The organism is Nitrospira sp. KM1, from assembly GCF_011405515.1.
GTDB lineage: Bacteria > Nitrospirota > Nitrospiria > Nitrospirales > Nitrospiraceae > Nitrospira_C.
Map to the genome: position 1 here is coordinate 127,305 of NZ_AP022671.1, position 24,319 is coordinate 151,623.

A 24,319-nucleotide genomic window follows, 5' to 3' on the forward strand; every position below is an offset into this window, starting at 1 on the left:
GAGCGTTGAACGTTCAGCGCGTATCAGTCAGCTCCTGGCCGTGCAGTGACGTTACCGTCAGCCGGCCGCTTCACAGAACGAATCTTGCCGTTGGCAGGCCTCGGCAGCCTGCTCCTCTTCTGGTGGGTCGGCACGGCCTGGTTAGGGGAGCCGGGCCCGTTACGGCAAGCATTTTCTCCTGACCGCTGCCTGGCTGAGTTGGCCAAGCTGCTCTCATCGGGAGCGTTGCTTCCCCACATCCTGGCCAGCCTGAAGCGCGTACTCGTCAGCCTCCTGTTCGCAGTCCTGGTCGGGGTGCCGGTCGGTATCCTCGTCGGGGTCTCATCCCGTTGGGATCGCGCCACCTCCATGGTGTTCCAGTTCGTCCGAATGATTTCTCCTTTGTCATGGATGCCGGTGGCCATCATGCTGTTCGGCATCGGCGACGCGCCGGTCTATTTCCTCCTGACCGTGGCCGCCGTCTGGCCGATCCTCTTGAACACGTCTGCGGGGGTCGCTTCCGTCGAGGAACGGTGGATTCTGTTGGCGCGCAGCATGAGTGCAACCAGATGGGAGACGGTTCTCACCGTGGTGGCCCCCGCAATCCTTGCGCACGTGCTGACCGGGATCCGACTCGCCATCGGGATCATCTGGATCGTGCTGGTGCCGGCCGAGATGCTCGGGGTGAGCAGCGGATTAGGCTACTACATTCTCGATACCAGAGACCGTCTGGCTTACTCAGAACTCGTTGCGGTCATTCTTCTTGTGGGAGTCATCGGTTATGTGCTCGATCTGTCAGCCCGTCGTATCCACCAGGCCTGGATCCATCGGCCGGTGGACTAGCAGGATGTTGAAAAAGTCGCTCATGTCACCCACCCGCCCGGACGTGCCAAGACACGTCTTCACCAGGCTTTGTTCTCGCATCGCTCAGAGGCTCAACGTACCGAAAAGCGTATGCCTCGTCTCCTCGCTCGCTGCGGCCGTGCTGAACGGCCTTTTTGAACATCCTGCGGGATTTCAAATCCTCCCCATGACATTCAGGGGTCCTGGGTTGCCAGGCTATCAAAATGGTTTTTCAACAGCCTGCTAGAACGATTAGGCGCGAGGGATCCGGTTGAGTTGTTGAACAAGGCGCTTGTCACCCGTGCTCTTGTTGCCGCCTTCTCCCGGTGACACGGCGTCATGTGAAAAGCCAACGGATGGGATCCTCAGGTCCGTGTGGAGGGAGTGCTCTAGAGCCTGCGATCCCGAGTGTCATCGCAGAACGGTTTGTGCCGGCCCACCGGGCTCCTTTATCCTCGGTTAGAACCGGTACTCGATGCCGGTCTGAAACTTGACAGCATTGTCGGCAAACGGGGCGTACAGACGTCCCGGCAGAAAAATGCCGAAGTTCGCAAAGAGCCGGACGGCCGGATTGAAGAAATAATCCGTCAACACGTCGAATTCCTGACCGATATCCTTCGTCGGTCCCCCGACTCCCGTGCTGCTGTAGGAGAGGGCCGGGGTGAGGAAAGGGGTCGGTCCCAACGCTCCGGTGCCGGCGGGCTGCGCTTCCGTGGCGCGCAAATAGGTCCATGAAACTTTCGTTTGCAGTTTGTCGAGTGGTTTCACGATGAGATAGGGCTGAATAAACGTCGTGTTGGAGAACCCGCTTCCACGCCTGGTATCGAACGGCCGGCCGTTATAGCCGTGAATGTCGTCCGAAAAGAAGAAATTGTACCGGAACGCCGTTTCATCCAGGAACAGCGCGTCGAAGTTCTTGCTCCCGATGCCGAACGTCGTCCCGAGTGACAGGAGATTGTCGCGCACAAAAGGGAGCGCCTGCGAAGGGACATGGTATTTGAGGTCTAAATAACCCAGATAGTCGCTGTAGTCCTGCCTGGTTCCCGGAACGCCGCCCGCGGCGGCAGTGGTGGTGACGGGCGAAGTTCCCCACAGATAGACGCCTTCGAATGAATAATCGAGCAAGCCCAGTTTACCCGATCCGTTGAGATCGAAATATCTGTTCTGTTTGTTCACTCCCGCTGCCGTCGTGTCGAACAGAGCCCAGGCAAAAAACTGCAGGCGGTTGAGTGGGATCGGCGTATAGTTGAAGACCAGCCCGAATCCATCGAGATCTTCCTCCTTCCCGGTCACGTCGTTGACGCTCGTCTGGGTGGTCTGATTGAGCCCCGGGATGTTCGTGCCCTGCGGTGCGAACGTCGGGCCCGGTTGATTGGGAATCGACCGACCGGCCGAGCCCAGCACCCAGACGAGCGTGGTGTTGAAGGTATCGGTCCAGTTACGCCCGGCGGTGATCATGTCCCGCGGACTCTGGGCCACGATGCCGTTCCCCAGGCGTGCGTACTGGCGACCGGCACGGACCTTCAACCAGTCGTCGTACTCGATGTACAAGAGCTGCGGATTGACGATGAACTGCCGCTGTCCCGCCGCGCCGAGCGGCCCGGCATCGTTGCCGAGCAGGACACCGTCGTTGAACTGGTCTCCCGCGTAATCCAGCAACAACACCACCTGAAACGGCCCGTTCTTGATGGCGGTCGTCAGATACCCGCGCCAGTTGAAGAAGCGCATGCGTTGATCTTCTCGGCACGAGGTGTTGAACGAGCAAGAGGAATTATTCACGAAGGTTCGATTGCCCGGCGTGCTGCCGGGGGCGTTCCTGGTGTCGGAAAAATTATCGTAGAGATTGAACTGGAAGCGATTGTAGATCTGCAGCTCCAGCTCCCAGCCGACTTCCTTGGGTTTCTTCGGGGCGTCCAGGTACAGTTGCGGTTCGGGAAAACATTCCAGGAGCCCGACGCAGGCCACGGGATTGTAGGGGCGAAGCTGTTCCGGCTTTCTAATGTTCACATGGAACGAGGTCCAAGGATCCGGCGGCTTGACCGGTGGGGGAGCGGCCGACGCCTGAGCGGCGTTCGCCCGCTCCAGCCGCTCGATCCGTCGCTGCAGGTCATCGCGCTCCGCTTGCTGTTGCTGCAGCCGGTCCTTGAGATCCTGCAACTCATCGACGGACTGGCCGTAGCCGAGTCCCGGCGAGAGGAACCCATAAAACAAACCGAGCATGATCAGGAGTGCGCCTGACCTGTATGACGAGAACAGGGGGGAAGGCACTGCGTGTCCACAACGGTGGAGTGTCGATTCTCGATTGCGCATCATCCGCTTCACCTCCTTATGCAGTGCCCATAGCGAGGAACAGAGATTCGGCGCGCAGTGCAGTCGTTATGCCAATGGGTATTCAATGGGTTTTCAGCGGGAAGCACTGCGAGGGTTGCGGGCTCGGCAACAGTTTCTGCTGAGCGCTTGTTCAGGGCTCAACGGGGGAATCACGAAGAAGAGAGAGCAGAGAGGTGGACGGAAGATCGTGCGGGACGTCTTCAGAGACGAAGTCGATGGTCAGGTGATGGTGAAACCGGGACGACGCTCAATGGGAGAGCCGGTGCGACGACCGGTATGTTCCCCGTTGGGCCTGATCACTACGCAGGGAGAGGACCGGGCGGTGCCTCACCCTGCCACAGCAGCTCGTACCCGAGTTCCTTCGTCTTGGAGCACATGGCGGTCAAGGCTGAAAACTTGGTCCGGAAGAGGTCATCAGCGTGGGACCGCTCGTGATCGTCGAACGAACGCCAATACGTCACGACCGCATAATGTTCTTCTGTTGATCCGGTCGTGCTGAGCGAACCCTCCTCCGAAACGAAACCGGAAAACTTGAACACTTGCCCCGCGATAAATCCCCCGTTGTTTCCCCCGTACGTGTCTTTGACCACGCTGCAGAGTTCTCCGAAGGCAAGTTCCACGTCATCAAAGGTGACCCCAGGCCTGAGGCGGAGGGTGTTGAAGAGCATCTTGGCGCCGAACGGAATGGTAATCGGACCAAACATGGCCGCCTCCGGAATGGTATGTGGTTCGGTAGCCTTGTACGACAGAGGGCCGAGGTGCGTTTATATACTCCACTGACCGATTCGTTCCGAGAGGGATTTAGGCTGAATAGTAGCCGATGTACGCATTTGAGCCTGCATGACGTGACTGCCAGGCGGCACACTTTGAGTCAGCCACACGTTCCCGCCGATGACCGATCCCCGCCCGATCGTGATGCGTCCCAGGATCGTGGCTCCGGCGTAGATCACGACGTCGTCTTCCACTATTGGATGGCGGGGCTCCCCCTTGACCAGGACACCCTGCTCGTCTTCGGTGAATCGTTTGGCTCCAAGGGTGACAGCTTGATACAGACGGACGCGCTTTCCGATGACAGTCGTCTCGCCGATGACGACGCCCGTACCGTGGTCGATAAAAAACTGTGCATCAATTTGCGCGGCCGGGTGAATGTCGATTCCGGTCAACGAATGAGCGATATCGGAGACCAGGCGGGCCACCAGCGGCGCACCGAGCTCATGCAGGGCATGGGCGATGCGGTAATAGATGATGGCGGTCATGCCGGGATAACAGAGCAGAATCTCCGAGGCGCTGGTGGCAGCAGGATCTCCTTGATAGGCGGCTTGCAAATCTGTGAAGAGCAACCCTCGGATGGCTGGAAGCTGTATCGCGAATTCACCGATAATCCGGCTTGCTCCGCGGGCGAGGGAGAGATCATTCTGTTCATCGGCGTCGGATGCGAACAGCAACCCCCGGCGGACTTGATCCTGTAGGAGGGGCAGGGTCTGATTCAAGGTGTGCCCCACAAAATAATCGACGTTCGTCTCGTTCAAATCCGATCGGCCGTAGTGAGTCGGAAACAGCGCGGCGCACAGGCCCTCCACGATGTCTAGCAGCTCCTTCCTCGACGGCAGCTCGCGAATCCGACCCTGATGACGGATGTTGTGCATGCTCTCCCGCGACGTGCGCAGCTCCGTGACAATCTGGTCGAGGTTCCACGTCGTTCCTGCCGGTTCTTGTCGTTGCATCGTATCGTCTTCCATGATGATCAGCGACGCCGCAGCTCATGCAGAGCCCGGACCAACGTGTCGATTTCGTCGTGGGTATTGTAGAACGCCAGCGACGGACGAACGGTCCCTTCCAATCCGAACCGACGTACAGCCGGTTGGGCGCAGTGGTGTCCGGACCGCACCGCGATGCCGTGTCGATCCAAATGTCTGGCGACCTGCTCGTTCCGAACGCCGTCCAGGACGAAGGACAACACACTGGCTTTGGCTGCCGCGGTCCCGATGGGACGGAAGCCCCGAACGGAAGAGAGCGCCTGGGTCGCATACTCCAGCAACTCGTGTTCGTACGCGGCGATAGCGGGCATGCCTATGGCCGTGAGATAGTCGATGGCGGCACCGAGCCCGACCACACCGGCGATATCCGGAGTGCCGGCTTCGAATTTTTGCGGAATTTCGCTGTATGCCGTTTTTTCAAATGTCACGTCTTTGATCATGCTGCCGCCGCCCTGATAGGGCGGCATCTCTTCCAGCAAGGCGCTCTTGCCATAGAGTACGCCGATCCCGGTCGGCCCGAAAATCTTGTGCCCTGAGAACGCGAAGAAATCACAATCCATGGCCTGCACATTGATCGGCAGGTGCGGCGCGGATTGCGCTCCGTCCACAAGGACCGGTATGCCTCGCGCATGGGCGAGACCGATGATCGACTCCACGGGATTAATGGTGCCCAGAGCGTTTGAGACCTGCGTCACCGCCACCAATTTGGTGCGGGGACCGAGCAAGGGAGCAAACTGTTCCAGGAGCAATTCTCCGGCATCATTGATGGGAGCAATCCGGAGTAGAGCACCCGTCTGCTCGGCCAACAACTGCCAGGGCACGATGTTGGCGTGATGCTCCATTACGGTGAGCAAGATCTCGTCTCCGCGCCCGATATGGGTGCGCCCATAGGTTTGGGCCACGAGATTGACGGCTTCCGTGGTGCCGCGGACGAACACGATTTCCTTGGTATCGGCGGCGCCGATGAACTGCCGGACTTTTTCGCGGCCGCCTTCGTAGAGATCGGTGGCTCGAGCAGCCAGCGCATGCGCGGCTCGATGAATGTTGGAGTTGTCACGGCCGTAAAAGTGCGAGGTAGCCTCGATCACGCTCCGTGGTTTTTGCGTCGTCGCGGCGTTGTCGAGCCAGACAAGGGGATGACCGTTCACCCGCTGTTGGAGAGCCGGAAAATCCCGTCGGATCGATTCGACTTCAAGCGTGGACAACGGCAACGCGGTTGAAGAATGGGTCGTTACGCCGCCTGCCGTCGGAGAGGAATCGACCCCTCGAAGGAAGTACCAATCGCGCGCCGTACTGAACGCGTCTGCTCCCGACACCTGCGAGATACGCTGCTCCACGCGATGGTCTTCGGGCCGTCGTGGATCTCTGGAGCCGAAGAACTCGCCGTTACAGCGTGGTTCGCCAAACGGATAGGCTTCGCTGGAATCCGATGTATGTGCCCCGGAGGGAATAGAGTCTCTCTCGGGCGATGCGTTCGGGGTGACCGTTTCACCGGGGTAGACCTGAGGAAGGATGTTCGCCGTGGCTAATGGATAGCCGCCGGACAATCCCGGATTATCCGGTGTGTCTGCCCAATCAGTCGGCCGCCCAGATGGAGTCGAAGGGGAGGTGCCGGACAGATTCGACACGCTACCTGGCATGCCGGCAATCATCGTCGGAACGGTGGGGATTACCGGTGAAGGTCCCGGGATTGATGCCGGCCATTGCGTTGCCCGTTCAGAGCTCCGGTAGAATTCATTCGCCAGCTTGGTGATCAAGGCTGTCTCGAATGCCTCATCGTTGTGAGGGATGTGGTTCCGCTCTGCATTCATGGTCTCACCCTTTTGGATAGACATACTCGTGATAGAACTTGACTGACACGTTGTCGAGACGCGCGATCGCGTCCTCGGTCGACACCGCGGCGGAGAAATACCGAGTGACGAGATGAGAAGCGATACCGTGTTCGTTCGTCCCCATGTATCGGACGGAGAGGCCCGGTTCCAACTCTCCCGCCACGCCCGCTTTCTGCAGTCCGATGACTCCCTGCTGCGCTTCACCGGCACGCAGCAATAAGATAGTCGATTTACCTGCCTTGTCGATCTCCAGCTTGTTCGTAGGGATCAGAGGAACGCCGCGCCAAGTGATGAACGGCGAGCCGAACAGATGAACCGTGGGTGGAGGGACGCCGCGTCTGGTCGCCTCGCGCCCGAATGCGGCGATCGCCTTGGGGTGGGCCAGAAAGAAGGCCGGCTGTTTCCAGACCAGGGTCAAGAGCTCATCCAAATCATCCGGCGTGGGAGTTCCCTTGCGTGTTTGGATGCGCTGCTCAGGCACTACCTCTTTCAGCAGTCCAAATTCCTCGTGGTTGAGAATCTCCCACTCTTCGCGTTCCTTCACGGCTTCGACGGTCAGGCGTACCTGCTCGCGCAATTGGTCAATGCGATTGCTGTACAGATCGGTCACGCGCGTGTGGGTATGCACGATGGTTTGGATGGTGCTCAAGTGATATTCGCGCGGACGGACCTCATAGTCCACGTACGTCGCCGGTAGTTCCGGTTCGTTTCTGTCAACCGTCAACAGATCCACTTTCACTTCACCAAATTCGCTGGCGGGTTGTCCTTTTGGAGCCTTGGCCACGCGGTTCAGTCGATAGACCCCGCCGTCGACGTCCACCCATGGCAACAGCTTGCGGAGCCAGCGCGGGGTGATCTGGATCATCCGTGGAGCAGTGACGGTGGCCGTGGCGAGGTTGCGCGCCGCTTGGGCGCTTAAACTTGTTCGTGAGGTGTCACTCATGACCATATCCTTTCTGATGTAAGCGAGCGTGATGCCTTAGTGCAGGGTCCCGTACTTTCTATTTCCATTTTCGCGTTTGTTGCTGCGAAGCAGCCACTGGTTCCGGCCTCGAATTCACCCTCCTTTCGTATCGCTGGTTTCCCATCAAGCCGCTCCGTTGCGGGTCACCGGATCGTGCAGATTTCCGGCTCGTGATCTATGAGGGCTGTGATGGTCGGCTGGTCCCCACAGAGCGGACAGGCTGGATTGCGGGCCACCTTGACCTCCCGGAATGCCGTGCGTCTGGCATCGAAATCCAGGAGCCGGTCAGTCAAGGGCTGACCGATGCCCAGGACCAATTTCAAGGCCTCACTCGCTTGGATTGTACCGATGATGCCGGCCAAGACACCGAGCACACCGGCTTCCTGACAACTGGCAACCAGTCCCGGCGGTGGCGGCTGTCTGAATATGCAGCGGTAACAGGCCGAACGCTTAGGAATGATCGTAAATACACGCCCTTCGAAGCGCAAGATCCCTCCATGCGCGAGCGGCTTTCCGGCCATGTAGCAGGCATCATTGATCAAAAACTTCGCGGGAAAATTATCCACTCCGTCGAGTATGACGTCATAACTGCACACGATATCCAAGGCGTTTGCCGCGATCAGACGTTCTTCGTGCAGGATCACTTCGACATCGGGATTCAACGCCTGAATTTTTTCCTTCGCCGAGAGCACTTTGGGACGTCCGACGTCTGAGGTATGGTGAATGACCTGACGTTGCAGGTTCGAAAGATCGACGACATCATGGTCGATGAGACCTATGGTGCCGATGCCGGCTGCCGCAAGATACAGGGCGGCCGGCGCTCCAAGGCCTCCGGCTCCGACGATCAGGACACGGGCCTTCGCGATCTTCTTCTGACCCTTCCCCCCGACTTCCGGAAGGAGAATGTGGCGGCTGTATCTGGTGATCTGGGCGTCGGTGAATTCCATGTCAGGTTTCGATGGTCTTTTAGGCGGTGAAATACTTTTCCATGCTGATATATCGCTCCCCCGTATCACAGAGCACGGTGACCACGGTCTTTCCCGGGCCGAGTTCCTGCGCCACCCTTGTTGCGGCATGCACGTTTGCACCGGACGAGATGCCCACCAGGAGGCCCTCCGCTTTGGCAAGCGCTTTGGCGGTTTGAAAAGCTTCCTCATCCGTTACGGTCACGACACGATCAATTAATTTACGGTTCAAGATGGGCGGCACGAAGCCCGCCCCAATGCCCTGTATCTTATGGGGACCGGCTGCTCCGCCCGACAAAACGGGTGAGGTTGCAGGTTCCACGGCAATGATCTGAACGGCCGGATTCCGTTCTTTGAAGACTTCGCCGCAGCCGGTGATCGTTCCACCGGTGCCAACACCGGCGACAAAGGCGTCGAACCGGCCTTGCAGGGCGTTCCAGATTTCCGGCGCCGTCGTCGAGCGGTGGACCGCCGGGTTCGCCGGATTAGAAAATTGATCCGGCATAAAGTATGACGGATGACCGGCCACGATCTTCTCGGCTTCCCTGATGGATCCCAGCATGCTCTCCCATCCCGGAGTACGGACGAGGTCTGCGCCGTAGGACGACAAGAGACTGACGCGCTCCAGGCTCATGGTTTCCGGCATGACGAGAATCAGTTTATATCCTCGGATCGCCGCTACGAGCGCGAGTCCGATGCCGGTATTGCCGCTGGTCGGTTCGACAATCGTGGCACCTGGCTCGAGTCTGCCGCTTCGTTCCGCCTCGTTGATCATGTTGAGGCAAATACGGTCCTTGACACTGCCGCCGGGATTGGCGCTTTCTAGTTTGGCGTAGATGGTCGCGCCTCCATCCGGTGAGAGCCGGTTTAGCCGGATGAGCGGCGTATTGCCGATCAAGCTGGTGACGTCGTCATACGCGTGAACGATCACCGGCCCCCTCCCATGTAGAAGAGAAATTCGATCCGGTCCCCATCCCGAAGAGGCGTCGAATCGAGACTCGCCCGATCGATCATCGCATCGTTCAATTCCACTGCCACCATCTGAGGTTCGATAGTTTTCTCCTTCAGCAGATCGAGGAGAACAGATGCCCGTGTTTCCTCCGGTTTGCCATTGACGGTCACCACCATGAACGATCTCCTCCGATCCAATTCGGTTTAAATAAACAGCGTCGTCTCGGCACCTGCCGTGACCGTGAGAATGGCGGGCAGTCCCATGACGCTGTCTACCAGCCGGGTGACGGTATCTCCGTTCACCCCCATGTATTCGAGGCCGGCACTGCAAGCGACCAGCTGGAAATCACCGACCAATTTGGAGTCCTTGAACATTTCAGAGATGCTCGGAACCTGTTTCGCCCTCAACAGCGCACGGATCTCGTCGCCCGAGCCGACGTGGTCCGAGGGAAAATCCATCTCATCGATCCGGCCTTCGGCCAGCTTCTTGATTGTCCAGAACATCAGAACGACAGTGACCTCTTTCCCCATGGCGGCGGCCGTGAGCCCCAGCGTAGCCACCTGATGAAGCTTGTCGTACGTGCCGTTATGGGCAAAGATCACAAACCGTGGTTTCGGCGTCATGCATGCTCCCGCTGCGTCTTGAGTAGTCCGTACCGCAGCAGCCGATCGCGGACGATATTGCGACTGATACCCAGCAGGCGCGCGGTGCGCAGCTGGTTCCGCTCACAATACTCGTATGCGGCTTGGAATACGGTTTCATCGATGAGCCGGTAGAGATCTGGCGTGTCCGCATCAAAAAGATGTCTGAGTCCTTCCTCCAGCCGGGCCGGTCTTACCGGCGCAGTGGAGGCCGTGATTTCCGGCGGACGGGCAGCGGGCAGTCGCAGGTCTTCGGGTTGTACGATCGATCCTGAACAGACCAGCAGGGCATGATGAATCGTGTTCTCCAGTTCACGAATGTTGCCGGGCCATGGATAGGCGAGCAACGCGCGGGCAGCTGACGGCGAAAGCTCGACGACGGAGTAGCCGAGCCGGTTTCCATATTCGGCAAGAAAGTGTTGGGCCAGCGGTAATACGTCCGCGGTTCGCTGTCTTAGCGGAGGAAGCTCAAGCGATGCGACGTTGAGCCTGTAGTACAGGTCCTCCCGGAATCGTCCGGCCCTTACGGCCTCATCGAGCCTCACGTTGGTGGCCGCGATCAGCCTGACATCCACGGCGACAGGCTGCCGGGATCCAACGGGCACAACTTCCCGCTCTTGAACCACGCGCAGCAGCTTAGCCTGTAACGGAAGAGGAAGATCTCCTATCTCGTCAAGAAACAAGGATCCGCCATGCGCGGTTTCGAACCATCCTGCTTTCGAGGCGACCGCTCCCGTAAACGCGCCGCGCTCATGGCCGAAGAGCTCGCTCTCCATGAGCGAGTCGGTGATCGCCGCGCAATTCACCGCAATGAAGGGTCCTTGATGCCGAGCGCTCCGCTCGTGCAAGTGCCGGGCGATCAACTCCTTGCCGGTGCCAGTCTCTCCGATGATCAGCACGGTCGCTTCACTCCTGGCAATACGCTGAGCGCGTTCCAGAAGTGCATATGAGGCCGGATCTTCGAAGACCAGGCAGCTGGCACGCGTGGAAAGTGTCAGGGCGTGAGGATCTTTCGCTTTGACGATCGTGATGGATGCTTGCGCGTTCGCGGAGGACATGGGCGTATCGGGTCTCTGGTTCATCGGTAATGTCAGTGCCGGCATGGTCGTACGTACGGCTATTGGTCGTGAATACTCAGCCTCACGTAGGTGTTCCGCGTCCTAAAGCGCTCCTGAATCAGGGTGACAACGGGTCCGGTATTCTGAAAATCTGGAGTTGCTTGGGATACAAAAACACGACGTCGCCCTGTTGGATCTTGAGCTCGCGATATCGATCTTTGGTGAGCTCGACCTCGATGCTTTGCTCGACGTGCTTCGAATTCAATTCCAGCCTAACCCGAGCTCCTGCGTTGATGACCGTGTGTACGGTGGCTTCGAGCTGGGTCGGGGTCGTCCGGTTAAGGCTCAATTCCAGATCGTGCGGCCGGACAAAGGTGACCTCCTGATCACCAGTGGCGCCGTCTCCGGAAACCGGCAAGAGCGCGTGATCGACATCGACACCCGGCTGTTCATGAGGGGCGCGGCCATGGAAGACATTGACGTCACCGAGGAACTTATACACGAAGGGTGTGGCCGGCTGTTCATACACTTCGTCGGGAGTTCCGATTTGCTCGATCCGGCCCTGGTTCAAGACGACGATGCGGTCTGCCGATTCCAGCGCTTCTTCCTGATCGTGCGTCACGAGTATGCTCGTAATATGTAAGTCGTCATGCAGTCGCCGAAGCCAGCGCCGGAGCTCCTTCCTGACCTTGGCGTCCAACGCTCCGAACGGCTCGTCAAGGAGAAGGAGTTTTGGTTCGACGGCCAGAGCCCGCGCCAGTGCCACGCGCTGACGCTGCCCACCCGAAAGTTGATTCGGATAGCGGTTCGCCATGGCTTGTAATTGGACCAGCGACAGCAGTTCCTCGACTTTGTCCCGAATGCGATCCGCAGAGGGGCGCTGAGCGCGCGGAAGCACGTTGAGGCCGAAGGCCACATTGTCGGCGACGGTCAGGTGACGGAACAGCGCATAATGCTGAAACACGAATCCGACGCGGCGTTCGGTGATGCGCTGATCCGTCACTTCGGTGCCATTGAGCAGAATTCGCCCTTCATCCGGCCGCTCCAAGCCTGCGAGAATTCTCAGGAGAGTCGTCTTTCCGCAGCCGGACGGGCCAAGAAGGGCGACCAGTTCCCCGCGTTGCACATGAATGCTCACGTCCTTCAGCACGGTGAAGGCCCCGAAGCGCTTGGTGACGTGTTCAACCTGTATGCTCATGGATGACTCCCTGTCTGTGCGTGAACGTCAGGAGCGTGCGTCGTCCGGACGGGGTCTGTTTTCCTCTCGACGATCGTTTTGGCGATGAGTGTGACGATCGCCAGCAAGGTCAAGAGGGACGCCACTGCGAACGCCCCGACCGCATTGTATTCGTTATACAGAATCTCTACGTGCAGGGGCAGGGTATTGGTCAACCCTCTTATGTGACCGGAGACGACGGAAACCGCGCCGAACTCCCCCAATGCCCGCGCATTGCAGAGGATGACCCCGTAGAGCAGACTCCATTTGATATTGGGCAGCGTCACCCGCATAAATGTCTGCCACCCTGACGCGCCTAATGTCAGAGCCGCCTCTTCTTCTTCCCGACCCTGCGATTGCATAAGAGGAATGAGTTCCCGTGCGATGAACGGAACGGTCACAAACGTGGTGGCCAACACGATTCCTGGCAGGGCAAAAATGATCCTGATGTCGTGCTGCGCCAGCCACGGTCCGAGCCAACCCTGTGCCCCGAACAGCAGCACGTAGATCAATCCAGAAATGACGGGTGAAACCGCCAACGGAATATCGATCAGCGTGATGACAAACTGCTTGCCGACAAACTCGAATTTGGCGATGGCCCACGCGGCGGCAATGCCGAAGACGGCGTTGAGCGGCACGGCAAGAGAGGCAGCCAGGAGTGAGAGGCGGATGGCGGCCAACGCGTCCGGATCCTGAAATGAAGCGAAATACGCGCCGAGTCCGTGCTTCAGCGCCTCGGTAAAGACTGCGGCGAGAGGGATGAACAGGAACAGAGTGAGATATCCGAGCGCGACGGCAATAAGGATCCAGCGAACGAGTGCCCGTTCGCTTGTGAGCGATGCTTTCCACTCCTCATGGCTGATTCTCGAAATGGCTTGTGTCGTCATGAATAGGTGTCCTTAGCGTCCGGCATGGCGGGCGGTGCTCCACCACTGAAGAAGATTGACGATCAGCGAAAGCAGGAATGAAATCACGAGCATGACGACGCCCAATGACGTCGCTCCCGAATAGTCGTATTGCTCAAGTTTCGTCATGATCAGCAGGGGAGTGATCTCGGATTTCATCGGCATGTTTCCGGCAATAAAGATGACCGATCCGTATTCTCCCACAGCCCGCGCGAACGCCATGGCGATGCCGGTCAGGAGGGCGGGCCACAACTCCGGCACGATGACGGCGCGAAAGGTCTGCCAGCGGCTGGCTCCGAGCGTGGCCGCGGCTTCCTCCACCTCCCGATCCAAATCTTGCAGCACCGGCTGGACGGTACGCACGACGAATGGTAGGCCGATGAAGGTAAGCGCCACCAGGACCCCCAACGGCGTGAATGCCACTTTGATGCCGAGTGGCTCGAGCAGCCGGCCGATCCATCCGTTCGACGCGTAGATGGCTGTCAGCGCGATTCCCGCCACCGCCGTTGGCAGGGCGAACGGGAGATCGACCAGAGCGTCCACGATGGCACGCCCGGGAAATCGATATCGGACCAGAACCCAGGCCACGATTGATCCGAACACGCCGTTGATCAAGGCCCCGACCAAGGAGGCGCCGAAGGTCAGACGGTAGGAAGCGAGGGCGCGAGGTTCCGTCACGGTGTGCCAGAACTGATCCCAGGTCAACGTGCTGGTTTTGATCACCAGTCCGCTCAAGGGGATCAGTACGATTAAACTGAAGTACAGTGTTGCAAATCCGAGCGTCAGGCCGAATCCCGGAAGCACGCTGGGCTGTTTGAGTATCAAAGGCATGAAATTCCCCTCATGCAAACTTGATTATGGTGAACGATCTCCGCGCGTCTGAAATAACCGGTCAAATGTGCCTCCGTCCGTAAAATGGGTCGCGATAGCACGACTCCATCCGCCGAAGACGTCATCGGCTGTGAATAGTTCAACAGGGGGAAACAACTGCGCATATTTTTTAGCCACGGAAGCCAGCCGTGGCCGATAGTGATGGGTAGCCGCCAATTCCTGGCCATGCTCGGAGTACAGGTAACTAAGATAGGCTTCGGCAAGCTTTCTCGTGCCGTGTTTGTCCACTATGACATCCAGAACGGCGACGGGTCCCTCGGTCAGGATGCTGGCTGATGGGTAGACCACGTCAAATCGATCGGCACCCAATTCCTTCTGGATCAGTGAAACCTCATGTTCGAACGTCAGCAGCGCATCCCCCAATCCGCGTTGCGCGAAGGTCGTCGTCGCTCCACGTCCGCCGGAATCCAACACCGGCACATTGTTCAACAGTCGCCGGACGAACTCTTCTGCCTCGCGATCGGTCCCGCCTCTTGTGAGAATCTGCCCCCATGCTGCCAGATAGCTGTAACGACCGTTGCCGGATGTTTTCGGGTTGGGCATGATGACACCCACGCCGGGCTTGGTAAGGTCGGCCCAATCGCGAATGCCCTTGGGATTGTCTTTCCGGACTAGAAAGACGATCGTGGACGTCCAAGGCACGCTGCCATGCGGCAGCCGTTGTCGCCAGTTCGCCCCGAGCAATTTGCCGACATCGGAGAGAATTGTGACGTCACTTTCTTGATTCATCGTCACGACATCGGCTTCCAAACCTCCCAGAACTGCACGCGCCTGGGCGCTTGAGCCGCCGTGAGATTGCTTGATGGTCACGGTTTGACCGGTCTTCTCCAGCCAATATTTCTCAAAAGCGGGATTGTACGCTTTATAGAATTCGCGGGACACGTCATAGGAGACGTTCAGCAATTCGTGCGGCTCTGCGCCGGCGGTTGCCGCTTCCGAGCACTGCGATGCGAGTAAGGACAACATGAGCAGGGAGGCGGCGCGATGTATTCCCGCTGATCCGCGCCTGGGCAAAAAACGTCTCACGATGCTCATTTGGATATCTGCAGATAGATCTTGTCGAATGTGCCACCGTCGGCAAAATGGGTCTTATTGGCGTTTTGCCAGTTGCCAAATAATTCCTGGAGCGTGAACAGCTCCACCTTGGGGAATTTTGTCTGCTTTGCCGCCACCGACTGAAGTCTCGGCCGATAGGAATGCTTGGCTGCAATCTCCTGACCTTCTTCAGAGTACAGATACTCGAGATAGGCTTGGGCGACTGCTCGGGTGCCGTGCTTATCGACCGTCTTATCGACAAGGCTCACCGTCGGTTCTGCCAAGATGCTGACCGGCGGCACGACGATATCGAATTTGTCTTTTCCCAGTCCTTCACCGCCAAGAAGAATTTCATTTTCCCAGTTGATCAGCACGTCGCCGATGCCTCGTTCCACGAACGTCGTGGTGGCTCCGCGTGCTCCCGAATCGAGAACCGGGACATTCTTAAAAAGAAGGGACAGAAATTCCTGTGCCTTCTTCTCATCGCCGCCGGATTGTTTGAGGGCATAGCCCCATGCGGCCAGATAGTTCCAGCGTGCGACACCGGAGGTTTTGGGATTCGGTGTGATGACGGAGACGCCCGGTTTGATCAGGTCTTTCCAGTCCTTGATGCCTTTGGGGTTGCCCTTTCTGACCAAGAACGCGATGGTTGATGTGTAGGGAGCGCTGTCGTGTGGGAGGCGGCTTTGCCAGTTGGCCGGAAGCAAAGCAGCCTTTTCAGAAATTGCATCGATATCGTAGGCTAGAGCCAGCGTCACCACATCGGCTTCGAGTCCGTCGATCACGGCCCGTGCCTGCTTGCTGGATCCGCCGTGAGATTGTTTGATCGTTACGGTTGTACCGGCCTTGGCCTTCCAATATTTTGCGAATGCCGCATTAAATTCCTGATACAGCTCGCGCGTCGGGTCATAGGACACATTGAGGAGGGAGACCGATTCGGCGGATTGAGTCGGAAGAGGCTGCCAGACGATGCCACTGATGATGAGGGCAACAGCGATGAAGTATGTAGGTGCCACGACACGATCCTTTCGTTGAGAAATAGTCATAGAGAATTCGCCGAGTCTACGACGTGCATGCATCCTTCATTTTGCCTGACTCTCGAACGGTCCTGACCCTGGATGGCCCGCGGTCCCAATATCCTGGCAAGCGAGGCCTGGGCCAAGAGACGCGTCGAGTCCAAGAGTGGAAGTGGTGCAGTTTCGGGAATCACGATCAGGGGCAGTTCCGTACAACCCAAAATCGCTGCGTCGTAGCCGGATGTGTGGAAGCGCTCGAGCACATCGTGAAGGAATACCTGTGAGCGTGCTGTGAAGCGGCCAGGAATGAGTTCGTTCATGATGATGTCATGAATGCGTGTCTGATCAGCCCAATCTGGAGTGGCGCATTCGATGCCCCATTTGCCGAGGTAGTCTGGATACAGGGAACTGGCCATGATCGTGCGTGTACCAAGCACGCCCACACGGCGGAAACCCCGGCGTGCGGCTTCGGCGGCCACTACCTGTGCAATGTGGAGCCAGGGCGCAGGGGTCGTCACGAATGGATAGGAGAGGTGCAGGGTATTATTCGGGCAAATGATCAGGGTCGCCCCCGCCCTGGCCAATTTGGCCGCGGACTGGGACATCAACGCCGCCACGTGAATCCAATCGTTCCGATCGACAGCGCTCAGATACGAGCGGAGCGGAAATGTATGTAAGCTGACTTCGGGATGTATGCAATTATACGAGGACTCCATTTCTGTGCATAAGATGCGGTAGCAGAGAGCCGCCCCTTCGGCCGTTCCCGCCACGATCCCGATATGTCCGCTGCTATTGGTGAATTCACAAATCATGAAAGTGACCCGTTGTATGAATGTAGACCCAACAGGTTCGTTGTCTGTCGTACAGATGAGCCCACTGCTCGGCTTCGTTTCCGATAATAAACGGGAAGCCCCAGTCGTCCCGCCTCCACGCGTACCTTCTTGGCAAGCGCATGGTTGACCCGGTCCAGAATGAGGATGACAGCGTCAGTTGCCTTGGGAATGGCCCGGCTCAGATCGCGGGTCTTTCGTCCGCTCCAATGGTTGATAGGTGTCCGCGTATCCGCCGCGATCCCTTGCGCCAACGTTCCCACCGAATCGCCTCCCACCACTAAGATGCTCACGATCCCTCCTTCCATCCGTCCAGCGGCGGAGCGGCAGTTGCTGCCGCAGAGCTGCCGCTCCTCCGGGTTCGTCACGCCGTCTTACGGGGTGACATGACTTTGTCGCGGTTCCAGACCAGGTTGAATCGGCAGTGCCGAAAGAGCTTCCCGGTAACGAATATAGAGTTCTTCCCGCTGCTCGGGCGCAAACAGCCGTCCTCCAGACTTCGCCTTGACCAGATATTCTTCCGGCTCGAAGGTGACGTCAAAAGCGGCGGAGCGTTCCGGAACGTTGGGCATCTGCCGGTCGTACTTGCCGATGTCGGGACCCGGACCGTGGCGGTCATGCACTTCACTGAGTGCGAGAATCAGTTGTGGATCCCGGACGGACAGCCATCCCGTCGTCGTTTCCTCTTCACCATGTTCGGTGACATGACTCAGATGAAAATAGACCCGCTGAGCCGCGGTTGCCTGAGCCAGCGCCTTGGAAAGCGCAGGAGCGAGCAGCGTAATTTCTTCATCCCGGAACGCTCTGGTCCGATTGGCTTCTCCGGACACCAACCGATGCACAAAATTTCGCTGTTCCCATGTCCGGACACCGCGGAGAAGCGTACCGATTTGAGTCGGCGTCAACGTGATCGGATGCGTATTATTGCCGGCATCGGGATCTCCCTCCAAGCGGACGACGTTGAGCCCCGACTCATAGATCGCCTTCTCCGGCACGACAGGCTTGCTGGCGCAAGCGGGGAGCAGGACGAAGGCGCCAAGAACCAACAAGGATGTGCGAACCTGCCATGAGAGCGTGTGAGGTGTCAGGGATCGACGGTTCATGGTTTGACCTCCTTCCGCTGTGCAAGGCTCACATCCGATGAGGATTGGTTGAAGCCGAACTGTTTCAACTGCTCCTGGACCTCCGGCGAGAGCAGAAACTCGGTGAAGTCCTTGGCGCCCGAGATGTTCTTTGCCGTCCATGCCGTGGCGACACCATAGCGGACGGGGTTATGCGAGTCGGGTGAGGCGGTGTCGAGAATACGGACGTTCGAGTGGCCGACGGCATCCGTTTGATACACCACGCCGACTTCGGCTTCGCCATTGGCTACGAGATCCAGTACAGCGCGTGAATGTTGACCATACACGTATTGTGATTTGAGCTGCGCATCGAGCTTGGAATGTTTGAGAAATTGCAACGCCACTTTTCCGACTGATGAGGTCTTGGGATCTCCGATGGCAATGCGGCGGACCGGCACCGTGTGCAGATCTTGGACGGATCTGACTGGTGCGGGAAGCGCGGTCGCGGTAATGAGGACGAGTGACGTAGCCGCGTAGCTCCGTTTTGTCCCCTCGAGCACGAGATGTTTTTGTTCCAGCTGGTCGATTTCCTCAAAGAGCGACGGCAGATAGACATCGACCGGCGCGCCTTCCTCGATCTGCTTGCGCAAAGTTTGGGAAGGGCCGTAGATGACTTTGACCGTTATTTCTTTATGCTGTGCCTCGAAAAGAGGCAGCAGTTTGCGGAAGGCGTCCCGCAGGCTGTTCGCGGCGGCGATCGTCAGAGGTTCCGGTTGGGCATGGACCACAGATGTCGTGACCAGTTGCATGGCCACACCGGTCAAGATGACCAAGCTGGTAAAGATTCGTTGTAAGCGCGTCATGGTATTCCTCTTAGGAGTAAAAGGTTTACATTGCTAGAAGAAGAATTGATATTGCACGTTGAAGCGATTCTCGATCAAGTCACGGCCGAACCCCGCCTTGGTTTCAAACGGATATCGGTCGGGCGCGCGTCCCCCGCTTCCCATCGTGATATTGGAGTAGTCAATGACCAGCCGATTGTTGTACGTGCCATCGAAGCTGTAGTTGATGGCTGCACCGAACTCTTTGAGCAGGTCGTCCTTTTGTTTTGTCGATGGATCCAAGACGCCATATCGAACTGCGAGTTCCAGCTTTCTGGGGATCACGTATTTGCCGGCCTGAACGTAAAATCCCCATGCCTGACCCAGACTAACCGGAGGTCCGACGGCCAGAGGACTCGTCGGAATGGTACCAAGATCGAACACCTGGGTACCGCTGTCGGCATTTCGTACGCGTTGGTGCCGATAATAGCCTTCAGCCTGGAGAGACCATCCCCGATATTTTCCGATAAAGTCCGTTTCGTATGTCTGGAAATCGTAGATGCCTCCGCCGAGTAGCCGCCCATTGAAAGCTTTGGTCACGCGCTGACGGAAGGCACGTTCGACGATATCGGACCGTATCGAGCTCAAATAGTTTTGCCCGGGGTCGTATGCGTAGCCGAAGGCGATCGCAGCTTGGGGAGTCCGCGAATTGAGAATGTCGCCTTGCCCGTAGCCTGGATTGCCGGCGATTTTATAGAGCAAGCGAACCGTGTACATCAATTCACCCGTCATGAATCGGGTGTCGTAATTGTAGGTCCTGGTAGTCCCTGAATTCGGTGCTCCGGGGGTTCCCGTAACAGGCAGCACGTTTTGACTGACGGCGGTCCCTTCCCGCGCCAGATTGGCACCGACGCCGCCCCAAATCCCGATCGCATAGTTGAACTTGTATTGATCCTCATCACTCAGAATGCTGATACCGATGTCCCGGCTGCCTTGCAGGTTTGAGGCGAAGGCATTCTGGACAATCAGATTGTCCGCAAAACTGGAGGTGGCGATGGAACTGATGAGGGCACGATTGAACCAGACTCGCTGTTGACCGACCTGAACGGTAGCCCATGGGATATGCCAGGAGGAGACATATGCATCGAGAAGGCTGCCACGTCCGCTGCCGCCCTCTTGATCCCAGGAGGTCTGATCGAATGCGACGGAAAAGTTATAGCGAAAATCCGGATCGAACGCGTAACCCAGGAATTGCAGCCGAGACCGGGGCACCGAAAATTGATTGGAGTCGCTCTGCTTTCTCCATGCACGATACTCCACCTGCCCGCCGAGAATTTCAGGATTTCTTGAATCTCCAGTGGTCGACCAGGTGTCGTTATAAGTGCTGTGAGAATAACGGACCTGTGTCAGCAACCGGAGTTTCAGAAGAAACTTTTCGCCGACGCGAATGTTCAGGCCGTTATTCACATCGACGTTGAAGTTTGGCCGTGAGAGCCGTTCTTTGTTCTCTATCACTTTCAAGCCCTTTTCGTATTCATCCTGAGTAATGATCCCTTTTAAATAGAGATATTTGAGGCCCGGATCTTCGCCCGAGTAATACTCCCATTTGCCTTCCTTCTTGACGAATTGACCTTCTTCGACGGCCAAGCTGGAAGGGGGAGGTGTCAGCCACACGAAACCCAATGCTATGACAAACAGCAGACCGGAAATTCTCATGTCGATTCTCCTCCATGACATGGGAACTTCCGGTGGTCCGGTCAGTTCACAAACAATCGTGTCAAAAAATAATGGGATCGGTCTCCAGTTGACTGGATGACAGCGTTCCGTGTGTTAGCGTCAACAATGTTGATATGACATGACCATTTCCCTCACTTGAATGAATGTGAATATCCGGACTCCAGACGAACTTTTTCCTTGCGCTCGATCTGAACGACTTTGGAATCATGGACGATGATTTCCACCGATCCGAACCGCAGATCTTTCAATGCACTGAGGATTGCCAGCTCGAGCTGTTCTTGCAGGTCCTTCTTCTCTTGCCCCTGTGTTCCCTTACTCAACGTCAACATCTCTGCTTCCTCCTCATCACCCTGATTGATCTAGATGAATAACAATCTTTAGTGAGCGCCCCAGGCCCTCTCGATTAGGGGAGAGGACAGAAGGGTTCCAGTAAAGATGTCGGCCCGACGTTTGTCGATCGTCGAATCAACACGACGGACGATAGGGAGCGTGGTCGAGGAATCAAGGTGTCAGAAGAATGTTGGATGTTCCCGTCTCTATATAATGGATGTATATTAATCATGACTACTCCGATAGGATTTATAAAACATCTTATATATAAACTTAATCTACTTTGTCAACAATATTCTATCTGAACCAGTTGCTTTCATTCATGAATCAATTAAACTTGACAATAGCAATTTATAATTGATAGATAATGCCGCGTCATGGGTCTCAAACATCGCCCAGAATCTCCGGAAAATTTCCAAAACAACCTTAGGACGGTTCGAACGCATCGCGGCCTGTCGCAAGGAGATCTGGCTGGAAAGTCTGGCATTACGAGACAGGCAGTTTCATCTATCGAATCCAACGTTTACCTGCCGACGACAGCAGTGGCATTGCGACTTGCCGCTGCCCTCAGTTGTACTGTCGAAGAGTTGTTTCGTCTAGCCGATGCACCGGATCTCCTTGAAGGCCATTTCATAGGGGAGATTCCAATGAGAAACACCGGCTCCTCACCCGTCCGCGTGAAAGTCGCGGTCGTCGGCTCAAAAACGATCGTCCGTCCAATGGCCGGATTGGGCGAAGTGCTGTCCTGCACCGTTTCAGCCGATGGCTACCTTCAGCACGACACGCTGCGATCTGGTGGTGCTTGCCGTGTGAGACTTTCACGCAATCGTCAGGAAGTTGACCAGGAAATTTCAGTGGCCGGTTGCGACCCTGCCATCTTTTTGGCCGGTGAGCACCTCAGGCGAAAAAAGGATCTGACGACCGTCATCGGATGGTCGATGGGAAGCACGGCCGCCCTTCACGCCTTACAACGCGGCGAAGTGCATGTGGCGGGATTGCATCTGTTTGATCCAGTCAGTGGAGAGTCGAATCTTCCCTTCCTTCGAAAGGCGCTCAAAGGGTCCGGCTACGATGTCGTGACTTTCGCGACCTGGGAAGAAGGATTCGTCGTGCGAAAGGGGAATCCGAAATCCATCCGCTCGGTCGACGACCTGGCCCAACGGGATGTGTTGTTTGTGAATCGTGAGGAGGGTGCCGGCGCTCGATTGTTGCTCGACAACCGGTTGCAGCTCACGGGAATGGTCCCCGCGGCAATTCATGGCTACGGCCGGTTTGTAGCGTCGCATTTCGAGGTTGCCCGAGCGGTGGCATCGGGGCAGGCGGATGCCGGCATCGGAATCCGTTCGGCCGCACAGTTGTTTGATCTGGATTTCGTTCCGCTACAATCCGCCCGCTACGACCTGGTCGTCCCACGGCCCTATCTTGCGTCCCATCCGACGCTGGCCAACCTCTTCGAGACGCTCGTCAGCCGTCCTTTCAGAAACGAGATAGAAGCACTCGGTGGCTATGACACTCGCGAGACGGGAACGCTTCATCCGCTTCGATCCTGACGTGTTCATATGAAGGAGCAAGGAATGATGACAAAACATTCAGTGCTGTACGCATGCCTGCTCGGCGGCCTTCTGATATCGCAAGCGGCCCGGGCAGAGCAATTGATCATCGCCGCTTCTCCGAGCGTTGCAGGTGCGGTCGAAGCGCTGGGCCGGCAGTTTGAATCCACGCACCCCGACGTTCGAGTTCGCTTGTACCTGGATCCAGGTCTTGATCTTCGCCGGACAATCGCCGGGATGGAAAACAGTCCTCGAGGACAATACTTCATCGGTTCCGGACCAATCCATCTCGTCGCGCCAGGCGGAGACGAACTGATTACGCGCCTCGAGCAGAAATATTACGTGCTGCCGGGGACGAAGCGAACGTATGCGGAGGTGCCGCTGGTCCTGGTCGTGCCGGAGGCGTTGGTCGATGCACCGACGTCGTTTGAGTCCCTGGCGCAGGACCAGTCTGTCCGAATTGCTGTGGCCGATCCGGACCTCACAGTGCTCGGTCAGAAAACCCGCGACATGCTTTTGGCGATGGGCGTATGGGGCCGGATCGAGCAACGGATCGATCGGGCAACCGACATGCGGTCCGTACTGGACCATGTGCTCAACGGTCAAGCGGATGTCGGGATCCTGTTCGGCCCCGACGCCGTGCGTGAACGGGAACGTTTGCGGATTACGGCCCAATCAGCCGCCGGCGCCTTTCGTCCGACCGTCCATTCCATGGCCATGGAACGCTACTGTCCAAACCGGGCTCTCTGTGGCGAATTTCTCGAATTTATTCAATCGCCGGATGCCCAGGCGATCTTGCAGCGCCTCGGCTATTCATCCCCTCGACAACAGAAAGCAGATCGTTAAGCGACTCTTATTTTTATGGTCTCTGTATGAGGAGGACTTGTGATGTCAGGTCATAGGACGAGGAAATGGGTGCGAGTGGCTGGAACAGCGCAGATTTGCGCGCTGCTGATCGGTATGGCGGCCGGCGGATGCGCGAGGCTTCCGTATACGACCCAAGTGATTCATGAGGACCGCCGCGTCGTCGTCACGTTGCAACGCGAAACACGGCCGGTGCCGTATTCGCATCCTGTTCAGCTGCGTACTGACGAACTTGCCGCGGCGCTCGCCGGATTCTCATTCCGGGAAAAACAGCGTTTGCCGCTCCGTTGGTTTGCGGAGGAAGTGCCGCCCAAGCAGATTTTCAGATCCGACGAACTCCAGGCGGTCGTTCCGTATCTTGTAGAAGGCCTTCAGAAAGCCGCTCCCGACGAGCGCGTCTATTTTCAAGTGCTGGCCCCGGGGATGAACCCCGCCTACGAGAAAGACACGACGGCCGGGTGGATCGCGCTCCGTGAACCGTACCTCCACCTGACGCTCGAGCATTTTCACGCCCAATTCCCCGTAAGGAAGTCGGAGCAATGGGACCTCCGCTATCCCGCTCTGCCGCCCGAGCCCAAGACGTACCTCCTGTACTTTGAACCGGGTCGATTTTGGGAAACCGATCCTGTGACCGGGCAGTCTGCCGTGCAATTACGCGAGTTTTTGAAAATAGCCATTCCGGCTTCGTCGCGATGACCTCCTGAGCGTTCGGAGTCTCCAACATCACTTTTCTCCATCGAT

24 protein-coding genes and 2 pseudogenes are annotated in these 24,319 nt (G+C 57.4%); 5 read left to right on the forward strand and 21 right to left on the reverse strand.

Annotation, left to right across the window (positions count from 1 at the left end):
• Positions 1-45 precede the first annotated feature (45 nt).
• On the forward strand, positions 46-822 hold the full coding sequence (locus W02_RS00645; RefSeq protein WP_197742096.1) for an ABC transporter permease: 777 nt from the start codon (positions 46-48) through the stop codon (positions 820-822).
• Between the two features lie 459 nt (positions 823-1,281).
• Here the strand turns inward: W02_RS00645 and W02_RS00650 are convergent, their stop codons facing one another.
• The 21 genes and pseudogenes from W02_RS00650 to W02_RS21905 all read right to left on the reverse strand — a co-directional run.
• Entirely contained in the window at positions 1,282-3,042 is a 1,761-nt protein-coding gene (locus W02_RS00650) for an alginate export family protein (RefSeq protein WP_173043804.1), read from the reverse strand.
• Positions 3,043-3,452: 410 nt separating this feature from the next.
• Positions 3,453-3,857, reverse strand: a complete 405-nt coding sequence (locus W02_RS00655) for a hypothetical protein (RefSeq protein ID WP_173043806.1) — start codon at positions 3,855-3,857, stop codon at positions 3,453-3,455.
• A 60-nt stretch (positions 3,858-3,917) separates the two neighbouring features.
• Positions 3,918-4,892 (reverse strand): serine O-acetyltransferase EpsC, encoded by a 975-nt coding sequence (epsC, locus tag W02_RS00660; protein WP_173043808.1) that lies wholly within the window; start codon positions 4,890-4,892, stop codon positions 3,918-3,920.
• Between the two features lie 5 nt (positions 4,893-4,897).
• Positions 4,898-6,721 carry a cysteine desulfurase gene (locus W02_RS00665; protein ID WP_232068612.1) on the reverse strand — a complete coding sequence of 608 codons (1,824 nt, stop codon included), beginning with the start codon at positions 6,719-6,721 and terminating at the stop codon, positions 4,898-4,900.
• 4 nt (positions 6,722-6,725) lie between these two features.
• Positions 6,726-7,691: a family 2A encapsulin nanocompartment shell protein gene (locus W02_RS00670; RefSeq protein WP_173043810.1), complete on the reverse strand. Its 966-nt coding sequence runs from the start codon at positions 7,689-7,691 to the stop codon at positions 6,726-6,728.
• 158 nt (positions 7,692-7,849) lie between these two features.
• Complete coding sequence (gene moeB / locus W02_RS00675; protein ID WP_173043812.1) at positions 7,850-8,653, reverse strand: molybdopterin-synthase adenylyltransferase MoeB; 804 nt, start codon at positions 8,651-8,653, stop codon at positions 7,850-7,852.
• A gap of 19 nt (positions 8,654-8,672) precedes the next feature.
• On the reverse strand, positions 8,673-9,599 hold the full coding sequence (cysK, locus tag W02_RS00680) for a cysteine synthase A (protein WP_197742201.1): 927 nt from the start codon (positions 9,597-9,599) through the stop codon (positions 8,673-8,675).
• Positions 9,599-9,799, reverse strand: coding sequence for a sulfur carrier protein ThiS (thiS, locus tag W02_RS00685; protein ID WP_173043816.1), 201 nt, complete (start codon positions 9,797-9,799; stop codon positions 9,599-9,601). Before thiS ends, cysK begins: the two co-directional genes overlap by 1 nt.
• A gap of 27 nt (positions 9,800-9,826) precedes the next feature.
• Positions 9,827-10,246 carry a hypothetical protein gene (locus tag W02_RS00690; RefSeq protein WP_173043818.1) on the reverse strand — a complete coding sequence of 140 codons (420 nt, stop codon included), beginning with the start codon at positions 10,244-10,246 and terminating at the stop codon, positions 9,827-9,829.
• Positions 10,243-11,322: a sigma-54-dependent Fis family transcriptional regulator gene (locus tag W02_RS00695; protein ID WP_173043820.1), complete on the reverse strand. Its 1,080-nt coding sequence runs from the start codon at positions 11,320-11,322 to the stop codon at positions 10,243-10,245. Before W02_RS00695 ends, W02_RS00690 begins: the two co-directional genes overlap by 4 nt.
• A 118-nt stretch (positions 11,323-11,440) precedes the next feature.
• Entirely contained in the window at positions 11,441-12,520 is a 1,080-nt protein-coding gene (locus tag W02_RS00700; RefSeq protein WP_173043822.1) for a sulfate/molybdate ABC transporter ATP-binding protein, read from the reverse strand.
• Complete coding sequence (gene cysW / locus W02_RS00705; protein ID WP_173043824.1) at positions 12,517-13,425, reverse strand: sulfate ABC transporter permease subunit CysW; 909 nt, start codon at positions 13,423-13,425, stop codon at positions 12,517-12,519. Before cysW ends, W02_RS00700 begins: the two co-directional genes overlap by 4 nt.
• A gap of 12 nt (positions 13,426-13,437) precedes the next feature.
• The gene (gene cysT / locus W02_RS00710) at positions 13,438-14,274 is read right to left on the reverse strand and encodes a sulfate ABC transporter permease subunit CysT (protein WP_173043826.1); all 837 of its coding nucleotides are present in this window, start codon (positions 14,272-14,274) and stop codon (positions 13,438-13,440) included.
• 24 nt (positions 14,275-14,298) lie between these two features.
• On the reverse strand, positions 14,299-15,300 hold the full coding sequence (locus W02_RS00715; protein ID WP_173051311.1) for a sulfate ABC transporter substrate-binding protein: 1,002 nt from the start codon (positions 15,298-15,300) through the stop codon (positions 14,299-14,301).
• A 65-nt stretch (positions 15,301-15,365) separates the two neighbouring features.
• Positions 15,366-16,415, reverse strand: a complete 1,050-nt coding sequence (locus W02_RS00720) for a sulfate ABC transporter substrate-binding protein (RefSeq protein ID WP_173043828.1) — start codon at positions 16,413-16,415, stop codon at positions 15,366-15,368.
• Positions 16,412-17,197, reverse strand: coding sequence for an aspartate/glutamate racemase family protein (locus W02_RS00725; RefSeq protein WP_173043830.1), 786 nt, complete (start codon positions 17,195-17,197; stop codon positions 16,412-16,414). The genes W02_RS00720 and W02_RS00725 overlap by 4 nt, the downstream gene beginning before the upstream one ends.
• Entirely contained in the window at positions 17,194-17,508 is a 315-nt protein-coding gene (locus W02_RS00730; RefSeq protein ID WP_173043832.1) for a DUF2325 domain-containing protein, read from the reverse strand. The genes W02_RS00725 and W02_RS00730 overlap by 4 nt, the downstream gene beginning before the upstream one ends.
• Before the next feature lie 81 nt (positions 17,509-17,589).
• Positions 17,590-18,318, reverse strand: a complete 729-nt coding sequence (locus W02_RS00735) for a hypothetical protein (RefSeq protein ID WP_173043834.1) — start codon at positions 18,316-18,318, stop codon at positions 17,590-17,592.
• Entirely contained in the window at positions 18,315-19,139 is an 825-nt protein-coding gene (gene modA, locus W02_RS00740) for a molybdate ABC transporter substrate-binding protein (protein WP_173043836.1), read from the reverse strand. Before modA (W02_RS00740) ends, W02_RS00735 begins: the two co-directional genes overlap by 4 nt.
• Before the next feature lie 33 nt (positions 19,140-19,172).
• Entirely contained in the window at positions 19,173-20,813 is a 1,641-nt protein-coding gene (locus W02_RS00745; protein ID WP_173043838.1) for a hypothetical protein, read from the reverse strand.
• A 152-nt stretch (positions 20,814-20,965) separates the two neighbouring features.
• Positions 20,966-21,088 (reverse strand): annotated as a pseudogene (locus tag W02_RS21905) (YezD family protein); the annotation flags it as partial.
• A 453-nt stretch (positions 21,089-21,541) separates the two neighbouring features.
• On the opposite strand from W02_RS21905, the pseudogene W02_RS21910 reads away from it, so the two are divergent.
• The 4 genes and pseudogenes from W02_RS21910 to W02_RS00765 all read left to right on the forward strand — a co-directional run.
• Positions 21,542-21,751 (forward strand): annotated as a pseudogene (locus tag W02_RS21910) (helix-turn-helix transcriptional regulator); the annotation flags it as partial.
• Between the two features lie 60 nt (positions 21,752-21,811).
• Entirely contained in the window at positions 21,812-22,714 is a 903-nt protein-coding gene (locus W02_RS00755; protein WP_232068614.1) for a substrate-binding domain-containing protein, read from the forward strand.
• 24 nt (positions 22,715-22,738) lie between these two features.
• Positions 22,739-23,560 (forward strand): molybdate ABC transporter substrate-binding protein, encoded by an 822-nt coding sequence (modA, locus tag W02_RS00760; RefSeq protein WP_173043844.1) that lies wholly within the window; start codon positions 22,739-22,741, stop codon positions 23,558-23,560.
• 42 nt (positions 23,561-23,602) lie between these two features.
• The gene (locus W02_RS00765; RefSeq protein WP_173043845.1) at positions 23,603-24,274 is read left to right on the forward strand and encodes a hypothetical protein; all 672 of its coding nucleotides are present in this window, start codon (positions 23,603-23,605) and stop codon (positions 24,272-24,274) included.
• The last annotated feature ends 45 nt before the right edge of the window (positions 24,275-24,319 follow it).